The organism is Ruegeria sp. ANG-R (assembly GCF_000813985.1).
Lineage (GTDB): Bacteria > Pseudomonadota > Alphaproteobacteria > Rhodobacterales > Rhodobacteraceae > Ruegeria.
This window is the reverse complement of sequence record NZ_JWLJ01000001.1, coordinates 1-23,520: the sequence shown is the minus strand read 5'-3', so window position 1 is coordinate 23,520 and position 23,520 is coordinate 1. Positions and strand designations below refer to the sequence as shown.

General features: G+C 58.7%; 17 protein-coding genes and 1 tRNA gene. 8 read left to right on the top strand and 10 right to left on the bottom strand.

What is annotated here, in order from left to right:
* The 6 genes from RA27_RS00090 (at window position 1) to speB (ending at window position 7,411) form a co-directional block, all read left to right on the top strand.
* Window positions 1-1,011, top strand: a complete 1,011-nt coding sequence (locus RA27_RS00090) for an imelysin family protein (RefSeq protein ID WP_039533763.1) — start codon at window positions 1-3, stop codon at window positions 1,009-1,011.
* 3 nt (window positions 1,012-1,014) lie between these two features.
* Complete coding sequence (locus RA27_RS00085) at window positions 1,015-2,100, top strand: DUF1513 domain-containing protein (protein WP_039533761.1); 1,086 nt, start codon at window positions 1,015-1,017, stop codon at window positions 2,098-2,100.
* Window positions 2,101-2,202: 102 nt separating this feature from the next.
* A complete protein-coding gene (gene speA, locus RA27_RS00080; protein WP_039533759.1) occupies window positions 2,203-4,092 on the top strand; it encodes a biosynthetic arginine decarboxylase in 1,890 nt (629 codons plus the stop codon).
* A 14-nt stretch (window positions 4,093-4,106) separates the two neighbouring features.
* Entirely contained in the window at window positions 4,107-5,318 is a 1,212-nt protein-coding gene (locus RA27_RS00075) for a saccharopine dehydrogenase family protein (protein ID WP_039533757.1), read from the top strand.
* A gap of 84 nt (window positions 5,319-5,402) precedes the next feature.
* Entirely contained in the window at window positions 5,403-6,572 is a 1,170-nt protein-coding gene (nspC, locus tag RA27_RS00070) for a carboxynorspermidine decarboxylase (protein ID WP_039533754.1), read from the top strand.
* On the top strand, window positions 6,569-7,411 hold the full coding sequence (gene speB / locus RA27_RS00065; protein ID WP_039533753.1) for an agmatinase: 843 nt from the start codon (window positions 6,569-6,571) through the stop codon (window positions 7,409-7,411). Before nspC ends, speB begins: the two co-directional genes overlap by 4 nt.
* On the opposite strand, the gene RA27_RS00060 is transcribed toward speB, so the two are convergent.
* The 9 genes from RA27_RS00060 to RA27_RS00020 form a co-directional block, all read right to left on the bottom strand.
* Window positions 7,408-7,998 (bottom strand): HD domain-containing protein, encoded by a 591-nt coding sequence (locus RA27_RS00060; protein ID WP_039533751.1) that lies wholly within the window; start codon window positions 7,996-7,998, stop codon window positions 7,408-7,410. The genes speB and RA27_RS00060 overlap by 4 nt on opposite strands.
* Window positions 7,999-8,083: 85 nt before the next feature.
* Window positions 8,084-9,223, bottom strand: a complete 1,140-nt coding sequence (gene lptF, locus RA27_RS00055) for an LPS export ABC transporter permease LptF (RefSeq protein WP_039533748.1) — start codon at window positions 9,221-9,223, stop codon at window positions 8,084-8,086.
* A 38-nt stretch (window positions 9,224-9,261) separates the two neighbouring features.
* On the bottom strand, window positions 9,262-10,716 hold the full coding sequence (locus RA27_RS00050) for an FAD-dependent oxidoreductase (protein WP_039533747.1): 1,455 nt from the start codon (window positions 10,714-10,716) through the stop codon (window positions 9,262-9,264).
* Window positions 10,717-10,720: 4 nt separating this feature from the next.
* Entirely contained in the window at window positions 10,721-12,031 is a 1,311-nt protein-coding gene (locus RA27_RS00045; RefSeq protein ID WP_039533745.1) for a radical SAM/SPASM domain-containing protein, read from the bottom strand.
* A complete protein-coding gene (locus tag RA27_RS00040; RefSeq protein WP_039533743.1) occupies window positions 12,028-13,788 on the bottom strand; it encodes a ferritin-like domain-containing protein in 1,761 nt (586 codons plus the stop codon). Before RA27_RS00040 ends, RA27_RS00045 begins: the two co-directional genes overlap by 4 nt.
* Complete coding sequence (locus RA27_RS00035) at window positions 13,781-15,454, bottom strand: hypothetical protein (RefSeq protein ID WP_039533740.1); 1,674 nt, start codon at window positions 15,452-15,454, stop codon at window positions 13,781-13,783. The genes RA27_RS00040 and RA27_RS00035 overlap by 8 nt, the downstream gene beginning before the upstream one ends.
* 39 nt (window positions 15,455-15,493) lie before the next feature.
* Window positions 15,494-17,059, bottom strand: a complete 1,566-nt coding sequence (locus RA27_RS00030; protein WP_039533738.1) for an FAD-binding oxidoreductase — start codon at window positions 17,057-17,059, stop codon at window positions 15,494-15,496.
* Between the two features lie 123 nt (window positions 17,060-17,182).
* Entirely contained in the window at window positions 17,183-20,488 is a 3,306-nt protein-coding gene (locus RA27_RS00025) for an adenylate/guanylate cyclase domain-containing protein (protein ID WP_241483988.1), read from the bottom strand.
* A gap of 223 nt (window positions 20,489-20,711) precedes the next feature.
* Window positions 20,712-20,787: transfer RNA gene (locus RA27_RS00020), tRNA-Trp, on the bottom strand.
* Between the two features lie 132 nt (window positions 20,788-20,919).
* Here RA27_RS00020 and RA27_RS00015 point away from each other — a divergent pair.
* Window positions 20,920-21,624, top strand: a complete 705-nt coding sequence (locus tag RA27_RS00015) for a DUF374 domain-containing protein (RefSeq protein ID WP_039533734.1) — start codon at window positions 20,920-20,922, stop codon at window positions 21,622-21,624.
* 106 nt (window positions 21,625-21,730) lie between these two features.
* On the opposite strand, the gene RA27_RS00010 is transcribed toward RA27_RS00015, so the two are convergent.
* The gene (locus RA27_RS00010; protein WP_039533732.1) at window positions 21,731-21,910 is read right to left on the bottom strand and encodes a hypothetical protein; all 180 of its coding nucleotides are present in this window, start codon (window positions 21,908-21,910) and stop codon (window positions 21,731-21,733) included.
* A 600-nt stretch (window positions 21,911-22,510) separates the two neighbouring features.
* Between RA27_RS00010 and RA27_RS00005 the strand changes: the two genes are divergently transcribed.
* The gene (locus RA27_RS00005; protein ID WP_152610610.1) at window positions 22,511-23,323 is read left to right on the top strand and encodes a hypothetical protein; all 813 of its coding nucleotides are present in this window, start codon (window positions 22,511-22,513) and stop codon (window positions 23,321-23,323) included.
* Window positions 23,324-23,520 lie beyond the last annotated feature (197 nt).

Sequence of the window (23,520 nt, the reverse complement as noted above, 5' to 3'; positions counted from 1 at the left end):
ATGCGTACCTTCTCAATCATCACCGCCCTTTTGTTGCCATTGGGCGCGCAAGCACAGGATCGCGCTCCGATCCTGATGGATGCGACCGAAACCCACATCCTGCCGCGATTTGCGCAACTGGCGGACGCGACCGAAACCTTGGCAACCACCGCGCAAGCCGATTGCGCACCGGATTCGGAGGATCTGCGCACGGCCTACAGGGCCGCCTTCGATAGCTGGATTTCAGCCAGCCATTTGCGCTTTGGCCCGACCGAAACGGACGATCGGGCATTTGCCATGGCCTTCTGGCCCGATACCAAAGGCTTCACGCCCAAGACCCTCTCCCGGCACATCGCAACCGAAGACGCTGCGGTAGGCTCTCCCGAAGCGTACGCCGAGACCTCGATCGCAGGGCGCGGATTCCTCGCGCTGGAAAGGATGCTCTACGACCCGGCCATGGCCGAGCAGGGCAGCGCGGCCTATCGCTGTGCGCTGATCCGCGCCATCGCTACCGATATCGACCGAAACGCCGAGGCGATGAACACAGACTGGCAAACCTATGCGCCGAACCTGACGCAACCGGGCGACGACAGTCTTTACCGCTCAGGCGATGAGGCGATGCAGGAACTGTTCAGAGCTTTGACAACCGGTCTGGAGTTCACCGCCGACACCCGGCTTGGCCGTCCATTGGGGACATTCGAACGCCCGCGCCCAAATCGCGCCGAAGCGCGCCGGTCCGGGCGGTCGTTGCGCCATGTTGAGCTTTCGCTGATCGCATTGCGCGATCTGGCAGCACGTCTGTCTTTTGATCACCCTCAGATAGCAGCCGATCTGGATGTCGCCTTTGCGCGGGCCATCGACCGGGCGCAAGCGCTGGACGACCCCGCCTTTGCGGGCGTCGACACGCCTCAGGGTCACATTCGGGTCGAAGCGCTGCAACAGTCGATTAACGACATTCGAGAAATCGCTTCAACCGAGCTTGGCCCGACCCTCGGCATCAGCGCCGGTTTCAACTCGCTGGATGGGGACTGACCGTTGACAAGCCGACGTGATTTCCTTGCGGGCCTTGCCGCCGCCAGCCTTGCCCCGGTGCCGGGCTGGTCATCGGTGGGCGCGCCGGACTTCCTGGCCGCCGCCCTGTTTCCCGATGGCAGCTACCGCCTTTCTGGTTTGGATGGCAAGGGCGCAATTTTATTCTCTATCCCTCTGCCCGCCCGGGGTCACGCCGCTGCGGCCCACCCTTTCAAGGCGCAAGCCGTCGCCTTCGCCCGCCGCCCCGGCACATTTGCGATTGTGTTCGATTGCGCAAGCGGAACCGTGATCAAACGATTGGAGGCTCCGAAAGGCCGTCATTTCTATGGCCACGGCACTTTCTCGGCCAATGGCGACCGGTTTTTTACAACCGAGAACGATTACGAGGCAGCAGAGGGTGTGATTGGCGTCTGGGACGCCGTCAATTATATCCGGCTAGGGGAGTTTCCCTCTGGCGGCGTTGGCCCCCACGACATGCGGCTGATGCCTGATGGCGAGACGTTGGTCATCGCCAATGGCGGCATCGAAACCCACCCGGAAACAGGCAGGACCAAGCTGAATCTGCCCACCATGCAGCCCAACCTGACCTATGTTGATCTTTCGGGGTCGGTACTGGCACAGGTGGAGCTAACCGATGCGCTCCGCAAGAACTCGATCCGCCATCTTGCGGTGCGTGGTGACGGGCTTGTCGGCTTTGCGATGCAATGGCAAGGCAGCCTGACCAAGCACCCCCCATTGCTGGGTCTGCATCGGCTGGGCGAAGAACCGCGTCTTTTGTCAGCCCCGGAAACAGATCAAAGCGCGTTGCAGGGCTATGCCGGAAGCATTGCCTTTGCTGCTGACGGCAACTCAATCGCGATCACCTGCCCGCGAGGGAACGCTCTGCTTAGGTTCGACGTGGAAAGCGCTGCTTTCACGGATGCCTTTGCGCTTGAGGATGTCTGTGGGCTGGGCGCTGGTTCGGAAGGTCTGGTTTTTACCACCGGAACTGGTGCATTTGGCGCGCTGAACGCCACGCGCGCTGAAATCTCTGCCCAACCGGATTGCCAATGGGACAACCACCTGATCCCGATCCGGACCTTTGGATAAGTCTCGGCAGGAACCCGTTTCATAGATTACACTTGGACGAATCGAACGGCTGCCGTATTGGCGGGCGCGAAACCTGCACCCGAACAGCAAGGATTGACCTGATTGAAACAGCCGCCCACCGCACCACATTCCATCTACGGGGTTGAGAAATGGGGCAAGGACCTCATCGAGGTGACGGAGCAGGGTGAGATCGGTCTGCGCAATCCGTTGGCCCCCGAGGCCGCCGCGATCAGCCTGCCCGGTATCCTTGGCGATCTGGATGAGCGTGGCATCAAGGCGCCCATGGTCCTGCGTGTCAGTTCTTATCTCGAAAACGAGATTGCGCATATCAACGAGAGCTTTCGCGACGCGATCGACCGCACCGGATACAAAGGCAAGTATCGCGGCGTGTTCCCAATCAAGGTCAATCAACAGGCTCAGGTCGTCGACCGGATCGTCGAATTCGGAAAAAGGTACAACTATGGGCTTGAGGCCGGCTCAAAACCCGAACTTGTCGTTGCGCTGGCGCATCGTCTGGCCAGCGAGGCTCTGATTGTCTGCAACGGCGTCAAGGACGCCGAGTTTATCCAGTTGGCCATTCTGAGCCGCAAGATCGGTTTCAACACGGTGATCGTGCTGGAAAGCCCGAAAGAGGCCGACACTGTCATCGAAGTCTACAATGAACTGGGGATCGAACCTCTGATCGGTGTCAGGGTTAAACTGACCAACCAGATCAGCGGAAAATGGGAAGAAAGTTCGGGGGACCGATCCGCCTTTGGTATGAACACCGATCAATTGGTCGCCACAGTGGACAAGTTGAAAGCGGCCGGACTGCTGCATTGCCTGAAGTTGCAGCATTCGCACCTGGGTTCGCAGGTGCAGGATGTCAACGATGTGCGCCGCGCTGTTGGTGAAGCCTGCCGCTACTACACCGAACTGTCACGCGAGGGCGTGCCATTGACCCATCTGGACCTCGGCGGCGGCATGGGCGTGGACTATACCGGTGAAAAGAAAGCGGCCGAGAACTCGATCAACTACACGGTCGAGGAATATTGCGCCAACGTGGTCGAAACCGTGGCCTACGCCTTGGACGAGGCCGAAGTGGACCACCCCACGCTCGTAACCGAGAGCGGTCGCGCCGTGGTGGCGACGTCTTCGATGCTGGTGTTCAACGTGCTGGAAAGCACTCTGTACGATGCCCCCAACGGCCCCGAGGTCGAAGCGGATGATCACCACATGGTCTCAGACCTTGCAGCCGTGCACGGATATCTCAGCAAAGACCGCCTGCAGGAATGCTGGAACGATGCCACCTTCTACCGCAACGAACTGCGTGCGCTATTCCGCCGTGGCTATGTCGACCTGCGCCAGATGGCCCGCGCCGAGCGCATCTACCTGTCGCTGATGGCGCGACTGAAAGCACTGGCCGCCAGCGATGATCTGGACACGGATGTCGACGATCAGCTCGAGAAAGTGGCCGATATCTATCACTGCAACTTCTCATTGTTTCAATCCCTGCCCGATGTATGGGCCATCGACCAGCTACACCCGATCGTACCGCTGCAGGGTTTGAACCGGGCGCCGGATCGCCGCGCCGTTCTGTCCGACATCACATGCGACAGCGACGGTAAGATCGACCGCTTTATTCTGGCTGATGGCGTGTCCCCCAGCTTGCCGGTGCATTCGCTGCCCGAAGAGGGCGAATACCTCATGGGCGTCTTCTTCGTCGGCGCTTATCAGGAAACCTTGGGCGATCTGCACAACCTGTTCGGCGATACCAACGTTGTCACCATCGACCTGCGCGCCGATGGCGGCTTTGATCTGCTGCACGAACAAGAGGGCGATACCATCGGTCAGGTCCTCTCTTACGTCGAGTTCGACCCGCAGGACTGTGTCGCCGCCTTCCGCAAAATGGTGGACGAGGCGATCTCGACCGGTACTCTGAAAGCCAAGGACCGCAAAACCCTGATGAGCGCCTATCGCGACTCGATCAACGGCTACACCTATTACGAATAAGAAGGAGACAGACCATGGGCAAAACACTGGTTGTCGGCGCGGGCGGCGTATCCCACGCAGCCGTACACAAGATGGCGATGAACTCGGATATTTTCACCGAGATCACTCTGGCCAGCCGCACGAAATCAAAATGCGATGCCATCGCCATCGCCGTTAAGGATCGCGTCGGTGTGGACATCAAAACCGCCGAACTGGACGCCTACAAGGTCGAAGACACGGTCAAACTGATCAAGGAAACCGGCGCCGAGATTCTGGTGAATCTCGCCCTGCCCTATCAGGATCTGGTGCTGATGGATGCCTGCCTTGAGGCCGGTATCCACTACCTCGACACCGCGAATTACGAGCCCGAGGATGAGGCCAAGTTCGAATACCATTGGCAATGGGCCTATCAGGACAAGTTCCAAGAGGCCGGGCTGACAGCGATCCTTGGCTCGGGCTTCGATCCGGGCGTGACCAGCGTATTCGCCACTTGGCTGAAGAAACATAAGCTGGACACCATCCGTCAAATCGACGTGCTGGACGCCAATGGCGGCTCGAACGATCAGGAATTCGCCACTAACTTCAACCCCGAGATCAACCTGCGCGAAGTGCTGGCCGAAGTACGTCACTGGGAGAACGGCGAATGGAAACATTCCCCCGCCATGACCCATAAGGTCGAGTTCGACTTCCCTGCCATCGGCCCCAAAAACATGTACCTGATGTATCACGAGGAACTGGAGTCGCTCTCGACCCATTTCCCCGAAATCGAACGCGCCCGTTTCTGGATGACCTTCGGCGACGCTTACATCACCCACGCCAAAGTGCTCGAAAATGTCGGCATGACCCGCATCGACCCGGTGATGCATGACGGTAAGGAAATCATCCCGATCCAATTCCTGAAAACCCTGCTGCCCGATCCCGGCGATCTGGGGGCCGAGACCAAAGGCAAAGCCTGCATCGGCGACATCGCCACAGGCCAAGCCAAAGACGGCTCGGGCGAGAAAACCTATTACATCTACAACATCTGCGATCACGAAGAATGCTACCGTGAGGTAGGATCGCAGGCCGTCAGCTACACCACCGGCGTCCCGGCCATGATCGGCGCGGCACAGGTGTTGAAAGGCAACTGGAGCCAGCCGGGCGTGTGGAACATGGAGCAACTCGATCCCGACAACTTCATGGACATGCTGAACGAACATGGCCTGCCATGGCAGGTCCACGAACTCGACGGCCCGGTCGAATTCTAGAACCAGAACTTCATCTGGCCAAAAATATCCCGGGGGGTCCGGGGGGCTGGCCCCCCGGCCTCTCCGCAATCGGAGACACCAGCTATGTCCGACATGATGACCACACAGGCCGGTGACGCCGGAGCTTTCCGCAAGTTCGACCTCAACCGCGTCCCCACCCCCTGCTTCGTGGTCGACGAAAAAGCCGTCGGGCGCAACCTCAGCATCCTCTCCGATATCGGCACCCGATCCGGCGCGCATGTGCTCAGCGCCCTCAAGGCGTTCTCGATGTTCTCGCTGGCCCCGCTAGTCAGACAGCACCTCGGCGGCACCTGCGCTAGCGGTATCTACGAGGCGCGTCTGGGCCGCGAAGAATACGGCGGTGAAGTCGCAACTTTCTGCGCCGGGTACAAAGACACCGATATCGATGAGATCCTGTCGCTGTCCAACCATATCATCTTCAACAGCCCGGCTCAGAAGGATCGGTTTCTTGCCAAAGCTCAAGCCGCAAGCGTTCACGTCGGCCTGCGCATCAACCCCGAGCATTCCGAGGGCGAGATTCCCAAATACGACCCCTGCGCGCCGTGTTCGCGTCTCGGCACGCCGGTCAGTCAGTTGACGGCCGACACCCTGACCGGAGTCGACGGCCTGCACATGCACACACTCTGCGAACAGGGATTTGAGCCCCTGCAACGCACATGGGCTGCCGTCGAACCAAAGCTCAAACCATATCTCGGACAGCTCAAATGGCTGAACTTTGGCGGCGGCCATCACATCACCCGAGATGACTATGACCGCGAGGGTCTGGTCGCCTTCATACAGGCCATTCGCAAGACATACGGCGTCGACGTCTATCTCGAACCCGGTGAGGCCATCGCGCTGGACGCAGGCATTCTGGTCGGAGAAATCCTCGACCTGCCGGCCAATGGCATGAACCTCGCGATCACCGATATCTCAGCCACCTGCCACATGCCCGACGTGATCGAGGCGCCCTATCGCCCTGCCCTTATGGACGAGGCAGATACGGGTCATACCTACCGTTTGGGCGGCCCGTCTTGCCTCGCGGGGGACGTGATAGGGGACTACACGTGGGACAAGCCACTGGAGATCGGTCAGCGCTTTGCCTTTCTGGATCAGGCGCATTACTCGATGGTCAAAACCAACACCTTCAACGGTGTTCCGCTGCCCACCATCGCACTGTGGAACAGTGAAACGGACGCGCTGAGAATCATCCGACAATTCGGCTATGAAGACTTCAAAGAGAGACTCTCATGAGCATTTTCCTCGACAGTGAACTAACGGCCTCGGAACGCACCGAAGACGCCCGGTTTCGCGTGATTCCGGTGCCGCTGGAGCGTACTGTCTCATACGGTTCAGGCACCGCAAAAGGCCCCGAAGCGATCATCGAGGCCAGCAACGAGCTGGAACGCATCACCGGTCACGCCGAACCTTGCGTCGAAGGTATCTTCACCGAAGAACCCGTGGATTGTGACGCTGCTCTTTCCGAAATTATGGAACGCCTCGCCCAGCGCACCGAGGCCGCCGTCCGCGCAGGCAAAGTGCCGGTCACGCTGGGCGGAGAGCACTCGCTCAGCTATGGCGCAGTTATCGGCGTGACACGTGCCCTCAAGCAGCCCATCGGCATTGTTCAGATCGACGCCCATGCCGACCTGCGCAACGCGTATCAGGGAGAAAAGCACAGCCACGCCTCGGTCATGCACCTGCTGGCCGAGGAAGGCATCAGACTTGCCCAGTTCGGCGTCCGTGCCTTTTCCAGCGAAGAGGCCAACAGCCGCCTCAAGAACCATGTCTTCCACGTGGATGCCGAGGAATTGGTGACCTGTAATATCCATTCGGTCGATCTGCCCGAGGACTTTCCAGAACTGGTCTATGTCAGCTTTGACGTCGACGGTCTGGACCCGTCACAGATGCCTGCCACCGGGACGCCCGTCCCAGGCGGTCTGGGGTATTATCAGGCACTGCGCCTGGTGGAACATGCCCTGAAGGGCCGCAAATGCGTAGGCTTCGACGTGGTTGAACTGGCCCCGGATGGCAATGCCGCCTGGGATTTTACTGCCGCTCAGATCGTCTATCGCCTGATGGCGGCCTGTTAATCCTCGGCGGTCTCGTTCAGTTCCATGTGGCCCTCGCCCTTGTTCAGCACCCGGCGCAGCATGGGCTCGAAGAACTCCAACGGCTTGGTCGGATAATCCGGGTCGAACGCTTTCTGATCGTATTCGTGGCAGAAATAACGGCAATCCTCCCAGTAGGGGCTGTCGCGATACTTGTCGCGGGCGTTGCGGTCGCCGCCGAGATGGTGGTTGTAGTAGTAACCCTGAAACACGCAATGATGCTTGAGAATCCAATGGGTTTTCTCACTGACATAGGGCTTCATCATCGCCGCTGACAATTCCCCATGGTTATAGGGCGACAGGATATCGCCGGTGTCGTGGATCAGAGCGGCCACAACCAGCTCTTCATCCGCACCGTCCTCATAGGCGCGTGTCGCAGCCTGCAGGCTGTGCTGATACCTATTCACGGGATAAGGCGTCCACTCTTCATCCAGCGATCGGATTGCGTCAAGAATGCGGTCCGGAAGCGCCGCATTGTAAGCCTCTTCATAATCCATGACCGCATCCCAATCGGCCTTGGTTGCCTCTTCAAAACTGGTCCAGGTGGGTTTGTGGCTTTTGTCCAGCATGGCGCGCTCCTATCGCTGCTTGCCCGGTCAGATTAGCGAGACCGGTCAGCAACGCAAAAGAAATCTACGCCTTGCGTACCCACGATCACGTGGAAGCAATGGCCTTGGTCCTGTTGCCCGATGATCGGCGGAAAAGCGGGCGTCCCGCGATGGTCAGGAAAAGGCCAGACAAGATGACGCCCAACATCGCCGGCAGATAAAGCAGCATCCAAAGCCGGGGGTTTTCAATCACCAAGGGTGAGACGAATCCTCGCACGCCTTCTAGCAACACCAGGATCGTGAAGGCCCCAAAAATCTGCGGCCACAAACCAAAACGCGAAAAGCTGCCAAGCATCAGTGCTGAATATCCAACCAACGCAACCGCGATACATATGGCGATCCACGAGAACCGCTGATGCAGTTCGTCTACCAAATGACCAATGCTGAGATCATCCTTCTGAGAGACGGCCTCCCGATCCCAGATCAGCTCGATCGTTGGAATCGCCTCAAGGCTCCGGTGGCCCATTTCCGAGTTCTTAGTCAGCTCCGAAATATCATAAGATGCATCTTCAAACAGAGTGGATGACAGCGTGTTGCCAGCCTGATCAAATCGCAATGCAACGCCGTCCAGCATCACCAGATGTATGCCCGAAGCCTGATTGACCAGATAGGCCGTAGTGCTTGAATAACTAACAGGATTTATATCGTCGCGCCGGTCGGAGACAAAGACTTCGCGCAGCGTTCCATCCAGATCGATACCGCCGATATAGACGGTCACACCGTCCGCCGGGTGGAGGAACTCACCTTCGTTCAGCAACTGCGCAGTAACATCACCGGCGACTTCGTCCTGTCTCTGTTCGAGTTGATCGACCGATGCAGGCCGCAGGAATACACTAATGACCGCCATCATCAGACCCGCACTGAGCCCGAACATCAAAACCGCCCGTGCAAGCCGCCAGGGGCTGGAGCCCGTTGCCAGCATCACCGTCATTTCGCTTTCTCGGCTCAGTCGATTGGTCGCATAAACCGCAGCTGCAAAGACTGCCATGGGCATGACGGTCCGGATCAGCGTCGGCAGGGTCAGCGCTGTGAATTCGAGAAACACTATCGCCGATTGTCCGCCGCTGATCACCCGGTCGAACAGGCTGACTGAACGGGTGATCCAGAAGACGCCGACCAGAACAAGGGTGAAAAATCCGAACAGCACCAGCAATTGCCGCAGGAAGTACCCATCAAAACGCGACATGCGACCTCTTCGTTGGCTGTTGGCGTCGTGAGCGGACCTTATGCCATTCGGCTGGCAGAGGAAACCGGGATTACATCGTCTTCGTCGACCGGAACCAAAACCCTGTGGTACCAGAGCCATCGAAGCACTCGCGCCACGCGCCGGGCATCCAACGTATCCGACCACTGTTGGGTGATGTGATCGGCGGTGGCCCATCCGCCGAGCCGCTGCAGAAGCGGGGCAAGCGGCACGTCATCCAACACCGCTACAGGGCGCGGCAGATTTGGATGCATCAATACAGCGCGAGGTTCGATCAGAGTCGCCGTTTGAACACCAGACACCGCCAACCGAGCCTTGGGGGCAAGACGCAACAACTGATCGCCGTCCAATTCTTCCGGATTATGATCGCGCGGCAAATCTGGCAGCCACGCCACCGGTTCGGCCCGCTCGGCCCAGAAGGGTGCCGGGCAGACGGCTTGCTGCTGCGCATAGAAATCGGCAGCCAGCGCAGAATGGGTCTGCACGCGCTCGGATTGCCTGTCAGCGTAGAACGACAGTGCCAGATCTGAATACTCCGGTTTCATCAAAAGCGTGTTCACGACAACCGCCGCCTGAACGGCTTGCGCCATCGCCAGTTGAACCCCCTGAGAAGACAGTGCATCGACCGAGAAAGCGGCCTCACCAACGCGGAGAAAATCGAAGGCCGGAGGTGTTGTCTCGGACCGGCTGGTCGCGTCGGAGTGCCGGACCGGACCGATGCGCCTCTGTTCTAGGCAAGGAGACAGCAATGTCGATTGCGTGAGCAAATTCAGATAGAGGTCGCGCCGCGCCGCAGGGGCCAGCCCGGTGCAAACGGACGGGTCCACAAATACCATGGCATTGACGATGCCTCCGGGCAGCGACCCCCCCCAATACCAGTGCGATGAACCGGCTTCGACCCGTGTCAGCGCACCGAAGCCCGGCGGAGATTGCCAGTAGGCATAAAGCGCCAATAGCGGCTTGGACGTTGGGCGAAACCTGCGGCCCAGACCGGCTTGTCGGCCAGCGGCATCAACAAGAACCTGTGTCCGGATCTGATGCGTGCCCATGTCCGAGCGCACCGGGATTTTCCAACCGCTTTCGACGCGCACAGGACGGTATGCACGAGCCGGTTGCACAACCTGTACGCCGGCAGACAAAGCGGCCTTCAGCAACAGGGCATCAAACTGTCCTCGATCCACCAGCAGCCCCGGCTGGTTGCCGTCGGCCCCTCGACGCTCGAACGCGCCGCCCCAATTCAGTATCGAGCCCGCCGCGCGTAAGAAACCCGCCTGCAGAACACGTTCGGCAACACCCAACACCTCCAGAATAGGCCAGACAGACGAGGGCAGAGATTCACCGACATGCTGCCGGGGGAAAGCTGCCCGCTCGACCAGACACACCCGACGGCCGAGCTGTGCCAGCCTCAGAGCCGTGGACGCTCCGGATGGTCCCGCTCCGATCACACAGATTTCAGTTTCGATATCGGTCGGCATCTGATCAGGCTGAAACTGCCCGGGCGGGTGTGCCGAAATAGTCCGGTCGCACCTCGGACAGGCGGACATAGGCTTGCAGGCAATAGTGCAGCCATCCCCGGATATAATCGCAGGCAGGGCGGCCGCGATGAATGACCTCGTGATGGCACCCGCCGCCACAGAGATAGCGCGCCCAGCAGGTTTTACAGGGCGATTGGGTATGAGCGTGGCGATCCGCCAGCCAGTTTTCGCGCCGCAGATCAGGGCCATCATAAACATCGCCCATAGCCCCGGCCTCATCCTCGACAAAGCGGTGACAGGCGAACAAACCACCTTCGGCAGACACACCAAAATATCCGCCCCCTGCCCCGCAGGCATAGGGACGATGCGTACCGCGATGTATTTCCTGCATCGCCGCTGCCATGTTCGAGAATGGGTAGCGCCGCCCTTCGGTCACCGCCGCCTCGAACACCCCACCGCAACGGATCATCTGGGTCAGCATTTCATCCAAATCGTTGCGGTCCAGCTCATGCTGGCCATTGGGCGAGGCCAGCAAAGGTGAGAAGCCGATCGAATGGAAACCCATCGCCACGAACCGATCCAACGTCTCGGGCAGGTCCATGTTCTGCGGCGTTACCGTCACCCGGGCCCCCACCTGCATACGATGTTGCGCGGCCAGCAAGGGTTCAACGCGTTTCAGGATCGCGTCAAAACTGCCCCGCCCGCCGCGATTCGGGCGCAGCCTGTCGTGGACCGCACCCACACCGTCCAAACTGATGGTAACTGCAAACCCATGTTCTTCGAAAAACACTGCATCCTCGGGGCGCAGCAACGTGCCGTTGGTGGTGATCGAGAACCCGACGCTCAACCCGTTTGCCCGCGCCCGCTCCACGGCGTAGTCCGTGGTTCGTCGTACCAAATCGCGGTTGATCAGGGGCTCGCCGCCCAGAAAGGCGAGGTTGATCCGCACGCCAGGCTCTGCCTCGGCCACCAGCCGGTCGACCGATGCTTGAGCGACCTCCCATTCCATGTTCCGCGCGGGGCCGCCAAATTCGCCACCCGCTGCATAGCAGTAGGTGCAGGCCAGATTGCATTTCTGCGCCACCGCCAAAGACAGAGACCGCACGGGCATATCCTGCGGCGGCTCATCATTGATGAACGGCGTACCATCGAGCCCCATCGACCTGAGAAAAGCGCTTTGGCCGGGTTCATCCATCACCCCAAACCGGGCCGCCGTCCCCGCAGGTACGTCAAACACGCGCGAGCCGTCGACGGCCAGCAGGTGATCCCCATGCCCGGTTTCAAAGAAATGTACCTGCGCGCCGGGTGGGATCACGCCTTCGCCTCCGTCCAGAACGGAATGCCGATGCCTTTGGCGGCCAATGCTTCGCCCTCGGCCCGGAACAGCTTCATGTCATCGCGCACTTGCTGGATATAGGTCTGGGACTCTTCGAACTTGCCAGCCGCTTCAAGCGTATAGGCCTTGGCCAACCCATCCTTGACCTTAGCGTAGAGTTCCAGCGCCGTTTTGGCCTGTGCTTCGGTGCCGATTTCAATCGGGCGCAAGTAGGCAGGAGTGCCCTCACCCGTGTCATATTTGGCCAGAACGTCCTTCATTTGACTAAAGCGCAGGAAATGCTCGTCCCCGTCCGTATCGATCCGCACCGCCAGCGCATAGAGGCGACGTTCCGGGAACAAATCCTCCTGCTCCAGCGTCGCCACGCACTGTGCATACGCGCGGTCGATAAAGCCCCCGGGGCGTTCGATCTCAATGAAATCCGCAAGCGCCTCGGCCGTCAAAGGCCTCAGTTCTCGGGGCTGCGTCTTTCCCTTTCCTGCTGGCAGGGTTTCAGACGGGGTCAGGATCGGTTCATACCCCTCAGGCTCAAGCTCCCACAGCAGCTGGTTTGCCCAGCGCATATGGGTCATCTCGCCAATCGCGACCTCCGCAATGGAACGTCGCGCAAAGATCAGATCGTCCTTCAGTGTCGGCCATTTCTGAGTGTCCGCCGTTTCGGGATCGGCCAGCGAGAAATAGGCATAGAGATATTGTAGGCTCAGCGTCATTTCCATCGCGGCGAGGCGTATCTTGAGGTCCTTGATCATGTCCTCCGGCGTGTCATAGGGCTCCACGCCGGGCAATTCAGGATCAACCTCATAGACCTCACCGGTTTCGCGGCCTTCGACGACGATGGGCAGCTCGCTCCACATCTGGTTCACCTGATAGTGGTCGATCTGATAGGGGCGGTTCTGTTCCACCGTATTCAGCGCCGCCACGTTGCCGGATGGAGATTTGTCCGAGCGCAGCCAATCCAGATAGGTCTCGGCCTCGATCGGGTTCTTAGACTGGCCCGATGGCAACTGATCGTCATGAGCCACCTCGGCCATCACCACATCGGGGTGATTCGAGGGCCAGTAGTGGCAGCCGCAGTCACGGAAGTCGTGGGACCATGGGTTACAGAGGCTCTGGGTCAGCTCTCCGGGATCATAGGCTTCGCTGAAGACACCCGCCTCGGTCCGGTACTGGCGCCGGAAACCGTGCAGGATAACTTGCTCGGCATCCACTTCACCTTCGTGATTGCGACGCTCCAACGCGATGCTGACCGGTTTGTCATCGCCATGTTCCAGACTGCGGATAAAGCGCCAGATCATCAGCCCGTCATAGGGTGTGCCGTCTTCTTCCTTGAAGGTGATGCGCTTACCGCTCTGCTCGACCCATGACAGGAACCAGCGCCCCTGGCTGAGATTTGCGCCCACGTCGCCGCTGTAGGCCTCTAGCAAGGTCTGCACCCATTCTTCGGGGCTGTTATCGGGCAGCATCGGGTCGTAGAAATAATCGACAAAGACCAGATGGAAGCCCTGCGAATTCTTCGGCGCCTCAGGCACGGGGTTCAGCGGCACGCGCGCGGCGTTGAACACCAGACCGGGGAAAAAGCGCCGATCAAGGTTACGTACATCCATTTCCAGACCGGGAAAGCAATTGCCCACCGATCCATCCAGTCGCGTGTTGTCGGGGTTGCCCGGTACCTTATAGGCCGCGCGGGCGGTCAGGTTGCGGGGTTTGACGCGGATTTGGCCGGGTTGATCAGACATTCTGAGCCTCCGATTCCTCTGCGACCAGATAGTCGATAAACGAGATCACCAGATGGTATTGCCTGCGTGACAGGGATAGCGGGTAATAGTTGGAATCGCGCATATACGGCGGCATCCGCGCGTCGTGCATCGAGTCTCGAATTATCCGCGGATCGCGGAACTCCGGGTTCGGGGCCTGATCGGGGTTCGGGTCGGTCTCAAGCTCGGTCAGGATGCCGTAAGGCGGGCGCAGCAGCGTTTTCACAAAATCCGGGCGGCGTCGCAGGAAATCCAGCAGGTTGGCCTCGTCGATCAGTTGCTCATGCACGAACTTCGTCGCCACTGTATAGGGCAGCCGGTCATTGGGTACGGAGTTGGAAAAGACTGAGATCGGTTGCGGGCGGATCAGTTCATCAATCTTGTCGGGTGGCCTTGCATCCTCCTCTGTCATGGATTTCGCGTCGGTTGACGGCAAGCCCGGCGTCGGGGAAATCCCGGTCTTCGCCTGCAGCTTGGCATTGTCTTTCAAACCCTGCGCGCGGATATCGTCGAGGTTGATCAGGCTGTTGGTTTCAAAGGCGCGGCGGAAGATATCGACCACCTCGTCTTTGGCCTGGGTATAGTTTTCTTCAGTTACCGAGATCAGCGACAGATCACGATCGGCCAGATCATCCTCAAGGCTATAGAACGGCCGCGCATCGGGTGCAAAATCGGGCGGTCCGGTCATGATCGTTGCGCGCGCGGTCAGACGCTCGCCGCGTACAGCCAGCGTCGCCTCGATCACGCCATCACTGGTGTCATCGGCCACGCCCCAGGATTGGTCATTGCCCACACGGGCGCCATCATAGCTATCATGCGGCTCCGGGTCATCTGAGGTGCCAGACATCATGATCCATTTCGACCAAGGCGTGTCGGGGTTCAGGATACGGTTCTGTTCCGGGACGACTTCGTGGATGCGGCCATATTCCGATTTCGGCGGGTCGTTCTGATATCCCGGCACGGCCAAGGTTGCCGGGCCATACGCCGCATCGGGCGGGCCATAGACCTCACCCTTCGGAGGCATAAAACGCAGACGCAGGATGCTGCGGTCGATGAACTCTCCGTCGACAGGCTCATCATGGCCCTGCACCGGATGCATCGCGCGGATCGAGCCTAGCGGGATCGGGTTATGCTCATAGACCATCGGCTGTTGTTCGGACGTATACGGGCTGAAGGCCAGCAGGGGTTTCGGCGTGAAATCCTGCCCCGCAATCTCGACCCGTGCACGAAACCCGCAAGCCGCGTCGCCAGTCCGACGCTCGGCTTTGGTGTTCCCGACGGTGACCGAATAACGCACGTTCTGCAGCGACAGGCTCTGATCGTCGAGCAGGTCCAGCGTCACCGGTGTCTCATATTCCTCGCCCGTCTCGGCATCATGCATCCGCGCCCACAGCTCAAAGAACGGCGCAACCGGACGCAGCGCGCCGCCTTCGTCGCGAAAGCGGATCGTGTCGGGGTCGGGGAGGTAGGCAGTGACGCTTCCATCTTCGACTTCGCGCAGGGTTATGTTCGACCGGATGACTGTCTTGTTGTTGCCGTGGGCATCCATGTCTTGCTGCCACTCATAGCTTTCCAGCGGCGTCTCGCCCGGTCCCAGACGTGCAACCGCCATGGGTGGCAGAAAGAAAATCTCCTGTATCGTATCCATGCTGGGCCCTCCCCCGTTTGGCCTTGGCTCCCCCCGCTTTCAGGGGTTCGAATAGCTTTCGTACGTGATCGTCGGGTCGTCGAAGATCGACTTGGATGTATCGCGGATAATGTCAGGCGGAGCGTCATCCGGCACCGGCGAAATGCTCTGCTGATAATGGAAGAAATTATGCGGGTCGAATTTTTGCTTCACGAACAGCAGCGAGTTGAAATACTCGCCCCAATATTGCCAGCGATAGTTCTTTTGGGTGCGGCGCGGATAGTTCTGATAAACCCGATCGATAAAGAACCCTTCTTCGGTCATCAATTTCATGAACCCATCAAGCCATGGAACAACGACCTCTTTTTCTTCTTCCGACAGCCAGAACACATCGACGTAAAAGTTCAGCGACACGTCACGGTGGATAAAGGCGTTGCCGTCTTTGCCCAGCGGCATCCGGTTGATCGCGCCGCCATAAGGTTCGATAGCCACCGCGCCATAGGGGTTGGGAGTGGAAGCCAGATAGTCCACAACACGCTGCCATTCGGCCTCGCTGAGCTGTCGTTTGATATACCCGGCCTGTTTGTCTTCGCGCGCCTGATCCGGCACGACGGGGATGTCGTACTTGTCGTCATAGAGCCACGAATTGATTTCCTGATAGGTGCCGTAGTTCTGATCATCATCACCCATATGCCCGCCGATATCTTTGCTGAGCAATGGCTTAACGAAATCATTGCCCTCTTCCGCGGTGCCATCGTACAGGGCTGACAGTAGCAGAACCTTTTTGCCCTGTTGCTCGGCAAGAAAGATATAGGCGCCGAACCTGTCGTCTTCGCAATTGCTCATGTAGTTCGATTGCAGGAACTCCAGCGCTTTGGCGGCCTTTTCAAGCGGCCAAGTGATGTGACAGCCCCAGACGTTATAAAGCTCGTGCAGTTTGTAGCGGATTTCCAACAGCACTCCAAAGTTGTTGCCCGTACCACCCCGGATCGCCCAGAACAGGTCAGAATTTGCACCCTTGTCTGCGATCACGATACTGCCGTCCCAAAGCATTACCGTGACACCCATAACGCTGTCGCAGGCCATGCCAAAACGGCGCGAGGTAAAGCCATAGCCGCCGCCCATCATGAAGCCTGCCACGCAGACATCCTGACAGGCCCCGCCCGGCACATGCAGATGATAGGAATTCAACACCGAGTTCAGCATCTTGAATGGCGTACCCGGACCCACATAGGCCATCGGAACATCCGGATCGACGGTCACATACCGCATTCTGCTGGTGTCCAGCACCATCTGGTTGTTGACCGAATATCCCGCGGTGCTGTGCCGCCCGGATCGGGCGACTACCCAAAACTTATGCTCACGTGCGAAAGCGAGGCTGGCTCGCACGTCTTCGATCGTTTCGCAATAAACGATGATCTCGGGGTAATCCTGAAAGGCCGGGTTCCAGACCTGCCGGTCGGTATTGTAGTTCGGGTCAGTTGGAAGAACCACAGACCCGATCAGCTTCTTCTCAAACGCCCGTATCTGTTCGGGCGTGATCGGGTGGTACCGCTGCAGCGCCAGATCTGTGCGCCCCTGGGCAGTAATATCCTTGGCCAGAAGGGTTTTGCTGATCTTACGCATCGGGTCTCCTTACACCAAACGTGTCGCTGGCGCGGAGGATGTGATCTCCGCGTTCTGGTATCAAATTTCAGGTATCATCCCATTTCCGCCAGTACCCAAGCTGGCAGCAATGAGCCCCACCGGTCAAGTGGTCGTTTCCATCAGCACGCGTGCGTCTTTCAGGTCCGGCGACTCTGCATCCTGTTGAAAATGCGACAAGGCTGCAATCAACGCCTCACCAACCGGTTCACCGCGACCTTGCCGCCACTCTGCCAATGCGACCGCTGCCCGCAACTCATACAGTCGCGCACCCTGCCGCCGCGCCGTTTCGATTGCCCGCAATAACAGCGGCTCGGGATCGCCCCCGGTTTTGGCCACCAGCGCGGCCCCGATACGAAACTGTTCGGCCTCGGCCCATTTTTCTTCAGTTTCGCTTAGAACATCCCTGGCTTGTGCCAAGGTCTGTTGCGCCGCTTCGTGGTCACCGGCATTTGTCTGAATTTCAGCAATCAGCGAAGGGAAGAAAGCCTTGTAGTTTCCGGCCCCGACCGACCACCAGTCTTCCGAAGCCTGACGCAGGCTTTCGATATGCTCGACCTCAGAGGTCTCGGTAGCCTTCGCCCAGCTCTCCCAAAGCCGTGCGATGGTTGCCATGAATGGCAGAGAATGCTCGTCAGCAATCTTGGACAACGCCTGTACATCCCTTTGCAAGGCAGGGATGTCGCGTGCCAACAGGTGGACCTTGCACATGTAGACAAGGACCTGCGCCACACTATGGGCATGTTTAAGGTCTTTGGACCATTCCAGCGCCGTTTGCTGCACCTGCAGGGCTTCCTGATGCCGCCCCATCAGGCAATAGCATGTCCCCAGAAAGCCCGACGTGATCGCAGCATGATCCGTTCCGTAAACATAGGCCAACTGGCTGTGCTGATCGAAATCATAAAGAGACCATGCGTGTTCAAGGTGACACTGCGCCTCGGACAAACGGCCCAAATGCAGCTGCACCGCCCCCATGGCGCGATGACCGACCATTCGGTGTTCCGTCTTGCCACTCTCCGCTGCCAGATCGAGAATCTGGGCCGCCACATCCTGCGCCAGCCGATACTCGGCGCGCACCAGATGAAAGGCGTATAGCCCGTTAAGAACAGGGAACAGCCGCTCGGTCTCGTCCGCCCGATGACACAGGTCGCGCAAGCGCCCATAGGCGTCACCCGTCGCATCCCCTGAGATACCGTTGGTCGAGCGCAACACGCCAGCGCGCAGAATCTGGATGTCGATCTCCTGCAAATCCCGTTCGCGGCTCTTGGGCAGGTCGTGCAACTGGTCCAGCGCCTTCGACAAATGCGTCAGAGCTTCGGTCTGTGCCGAACGTTCGATCGCCCGCCGACCCGCGCTCTGCCAATGCATCACGGCCTCATCTGCGCGTTGGGCCAATGTATAATGCTGCGCCAGAACCTCGGGCTGGGTCTGAGCCAGCTGTGGCTGATTTTCCAGCAACGCACCCGCTGCCCTGTCGTGCAGGACCTGCCGCTCTGTGCGCAGCAAGCTGTCATAGGCCATGTCGCGGATCAAAGCGTGGCGGAAGATGAATTCATCTTCGGTCTCGTCCGGAGCCTCCAGTATGATCCCGGCGGATGAAAGCTGTTCCAGCCCGGCCTGTAAGACGGTCGGGGACAGAATCGAGACCGATGCCAGCAACGCAATCGAAAACTGCCGACCGAACACGGCACCGGTCTGGGCAACCTCTTTGGCCGTCCCCAGGCGGTCCAGACGCTCCATCAGCGAGTCCTTAAGCGTGTTCGGCACCGACAGCGACGGCAGAGGTCCCCGTAAGGTATATCCTTGGTCGGTCAGCCTCAGTTGCCCGGATTCCAGCAAGCCACGCGTTACTTCCTGAACGTAAAGCGGGATACCATCGGTTTTCGCCGCAATCAGGTCGCAGACCTCGGGCGGCACCGGGTTCCCTTCCGCCACCTCTGCCACGATCTCGGCGACCTCCCGCGTCGCCAGGCGTTTGAGCGGCAAGTGCAACGTATTGTTATGATGTCCCCAACCCGGATCAAAACCGGGACGGGCTGTGACGATAATCAATACCGGCAAATCCCGAATGCGTTCGATTACCCGATCTGTCAAAGACAACGTGGTCGGATCGACCCAATGAGCGTCCTCGAACACCAGCAAGACGGGTTTCTCATGTGCCAGCGCCGCAAGCTGCCCTGTTACCGCTTCCAGTGTCTGCTCGAGCTTTGCCTGAGGCGGCAGGTCGAGCGGCCCAAGCGCAGCGTCTGCTTCAACGCTCAGTAAATCAGCAATCAGGCGTAGATTTTCACGCGGATGATAGCGCAAGAGATGTGCAAGCTTCCCGAGCTTATCCTCGTCACCGTCTGTCGGGGAAAATCCTGCCGCGCGCTCCAAATGCTGAATGATGGGGTAAAGCGCGCTGTTGGCGTGAAATGGCGAACATTGGAAATTCAGCCGAAGCGCGCCCTGATCCTGCAATTCCTGACTCAGCCCTTCGATCAGGCGCGATTTGCCGATCCCCGCCTCACCTGAAATCAGCACCGACTGGCCCGCACCCTGACACGCCTCCTGCCATTTGCCGGTCAGCTTGCGGAATTCGGAATTGCGCCCGACAAGCCGTCCCGCCCCGGCCTCCGGCATGATGTCAAACCGTCGCTCGATATGGGCCTGCCCTGTGACAGTCCAGGCTTGTATCTGTTCCGAAAACCCTTTGAGCGCGAAAGACCCCTGATCCCGAAGCTCGAATGCGTTTCCGATCAGCCTGCGGGTCGATGAGCTGATGATCAGGGTGTTGGGCTCGGCCAACCCCTGCAAACGCGCGGCCAGATTGGGTGTACGCCCCATGACCACGTCATTTTCTCTAAACCCTTCACCATGGATTTCACCTACAACAACAAGGCCGGTCGAAATACCTATCCTTGCGCTGAGCTTTTCCTGACCTTCAATGCGGGTCAAACCATCCAGAATTTCCAGACCGGCATGAACAGCACGCGCGGCCGCATCTTCAAGCGCGTGGGGGTAACCAAAATATATCATCGCCCCATCGCCCATGAAACAGGCGATATGTCCACCGAACCGCGCCACCGAGGTTGAACAGATTTCCTTGAAACGTCGAAGCAGCTCACCCAGATCTTCGGGGTCCAGACGCTCGGAGATGGCCGTCGAACCAACGAGATCGACGAACATCACGGTCAGTTGCCGACGCTCAGCCACAATCTTTCCACTGCCCTGCGCCGGCACGGGATTCGCTTCCCGCGCCTGCCCCATAGCCGCCATCAACCGTCGCCTTGGCCCCAACGGCAGACCCAGATCGATCAGATCGTGTTCTGACAGATGTGCGAGATCAGCCAGAGAGACTTCATTCGACGCAAAAACGGGCGCATATTTTGACAGCCCAAGGTCTCGAAGAAATACGTCGATCTCTGCCATTATCCCCATTGCCCACGATCGGCCCCAGGCTCCTCCACACCGCCTGCCCACTCCGGCACAAAAGTCGAACGACTTTGGCACGCGAGGCAGTGAACCCTGACGGGTTTTCCCCAAGCCTTGTTCAAGCTTTTTCGTTCTTGCCCCGAACGTCAAGTGAATTGCGCCAAACATGCGCTTGGGCGCATCTGCTCTGTGGCAGTAATCGCATTAGTTCTGGAGGAAATGGCAGGGGCAGCAGGGTTCGAACCCGCGACCTACGGTTTTGGAGACCGTCGCTCTACCAACTGAGCTATACCCCTAGGCTGGGCCATCAGATATGCCAGAGGCGCAGCGGACTCAAGAGGCTTTTTAAGTTTTTGCGTCCGACAAAAAAGTTGCACCCCGCGCGCAGTTCTTTAAGACAAGGTTCGGCCAGCAAAAGGAGCGCAGCCTTGAGCATCCGCAAGAAAATCGCTGACAGCGAAGCCGTCCTGAACTGGGTCGCACGGCGCATTGCCAGCTATATCAGGATGGTTAATCGCAACACGAACTGGCAGCGCATAGGCTACGAAGAACTGGACCGACTGGCCGAGCAGGGCGAGCCGGTCATCGTCGTATTGTGGCATCAACGACTGGCGCAGTCGCCCTACTTCTTCCCACTGGACAAGGGTCGCATCTGCTCGATCACCTCTGCCGCACGCGCAGGCAGTATGGTGGGCCGGGTGCAGAAACTGTTCGGCATGGACACGATCGCGATGTCCAGCCGCAAACGCCACGTCGCCTTGTCCCGCGAGGTGCTAGGCAAAATGAAACAAGGCATCTCGATCGGTATCGCCGCCGATGGCCCCCGCGGCCCCGAGCGTGTGTCCTCGACCGTACCACTCGTCTGGGCGCGCACCTCGGGCAAGCGAGTCTTCGGAATCACCTATTCTGCTCGGCACGGGCGCGAGGCCGGAACCTGGGACCGGCTGCTGATGCCCCGTCCATGGCGCAACGAAGGCGTGTTCCTGTGCCGCGAATGGACCGATCCGGTTCCACGAAAAGTGACTGAGGAGCAGATCGAGACTCTGCGGTTGAGCCTTGAGCAGCACATGAACGATATCACAGCCGAAGCCGACCGGATGGTGGGCCGCGAGCCTTGGGCAAAGAACGCCTGAGCCTTCTCTGCTCCACGCCACTTCAGTCTGCAAGCAGGCGACGTTCAGCCCGTTTCATGTCGTGTTTTCCGGTTGCGCACCATCTTTGGTGTCACGCGCCAACCGCTCAGGCCTTGCCAGACAGTTCACCGTGCCTGATGTCAAAACGCTGACGCTCGCGGCAGAAATCGCTGACGTTGCAATCGATTTCTTGATCATCGTCATCAAGAACGGCGGCGCGCATATCGTCCAGATCCTTGCTGTGAAGGATTTGCGCCCCGTAGTTCAGAAATTCAAAGCCAAACATGGTCCTCTCCCTTACTCCCTGCGTTTCGCCCAACGAGCGTCACGCATTCCTTGTTTCAGGGCAGAGGTGGGTGCTCAGGCTTCATTTGACGTGGGCATCAGATTAAGAATGCTCAATTGCGGTTTTTCGATTGAATGCGCTCGACTTGTCCGGGGTCACTTACCACTTGAATTCCGCCGCCTGACCGGTTTGCGCAGTAGGTTCAGCCTCGCCCCCCCCACAAACAAACAGTACCCGTTCTCCGCCAAGAATAACGGCCGCCCTCTTTGACAAGCGTCTCACCATAAGTGTTGTAGCAAGCGGCTGATCTTATCAGACGCATTCCGTATTCCGGGGCACACAAATAAAGCACCCTGTTGCGTTCATCACGGCGGAGCATTTCATTTGAACGGCGAGGCGCGTTTTCATCGATGGCTACTACAGGTTTGAGTGCTCACGGGTATTTTCTTGTCTCACGCCCTTGCAATGTCAGTTTTTGGCCTTCAAATTCACCGGCGACCTATCCCGGAATTCCCAAACCAAGCGGTTGCAGTGTCAAAGCCGACGATAACAGATGCTTGCGTGCGCGAAGCGATCCATACTCGATTGTGGGTGCAAGTGATGCAGCGCGACCGCATGCATCGAGAAGACCCGGCCCAATTGGATTGGCGGCCAGATCCGGATGTATATCCAGGCGAATGGTATGAAGGACCCGGCCGAACAAATCCCGATCCGCATGCTTATCCTGAAGAATTTCCAGGCTCCCGCCGTTTAGAGGACTGGCTGTGCGAAAGGGGAATCGTGTGCGCGCCAAACGAGCCCAACGATATGAGCCAGTATATGACGCGCGTCAAAGGCCCAGAACGGACCTTGAGAGCGTCTCTTGAAGCGCTGAATGTCGATGAGGAGTGGGTGCGGGAAACAGCGCTCTGCTATGCGCTTTGGGCGGGGGCGTATTTTTGGATGGTGATTGGAGAGCAAACGGAACACCACCTTTGTCGTCTGCCGATCGGTTGGGGAATACACGAATTGCCCCCGCATTTCTCACTTTTCGTTGATTGCCTCGCTGTTGGTGGATTTTGCGAACGAGTAGATTTGAACCGCTTCCGTTGGAAACCCGAGATTGCCCCGTATGGTGCAAAGGCTCTACCGCAGCTTTGGGGCGATGGGCCGAACAAATGGGAACAACGAAAATGGGAACTTCTCTATATCTGGTCGAAAATGCCGCAGTCGTTGAAAACCAAGTATCTCTGGAGCAATGAGCCACTCAATTTAATTCTTTTGCAGAGGGATCTCGATTCCTATTTCCATGTAAAAACCCGTCGCTGGAGCGAAGCCCCCGATGCGCGACCTGGTTTCAAAAGCCAAATTGCAGAAGAGTTGCGCCGTTTGGATTGTGAGGATGGACTTCCAGGGCGAAAGTCGCGGGCTTAGCGAAGGAAGTGAGCCTTGACGCAAAAGGCGCCGAAGCCCAACCTGTATCCGGCAAAAAGGGAAGTGCCCCTCGCTGGGACAACCTTCTTCAGTTTCGCCGGTGCGCCGGGCTGAAGCCCGGCCTACCGGTTACTCGTTGATTTTCGGTGCATCTTTCTGGTGCGTCTCGGGGTCATTGAGTTGAAATCAAAGGCCGC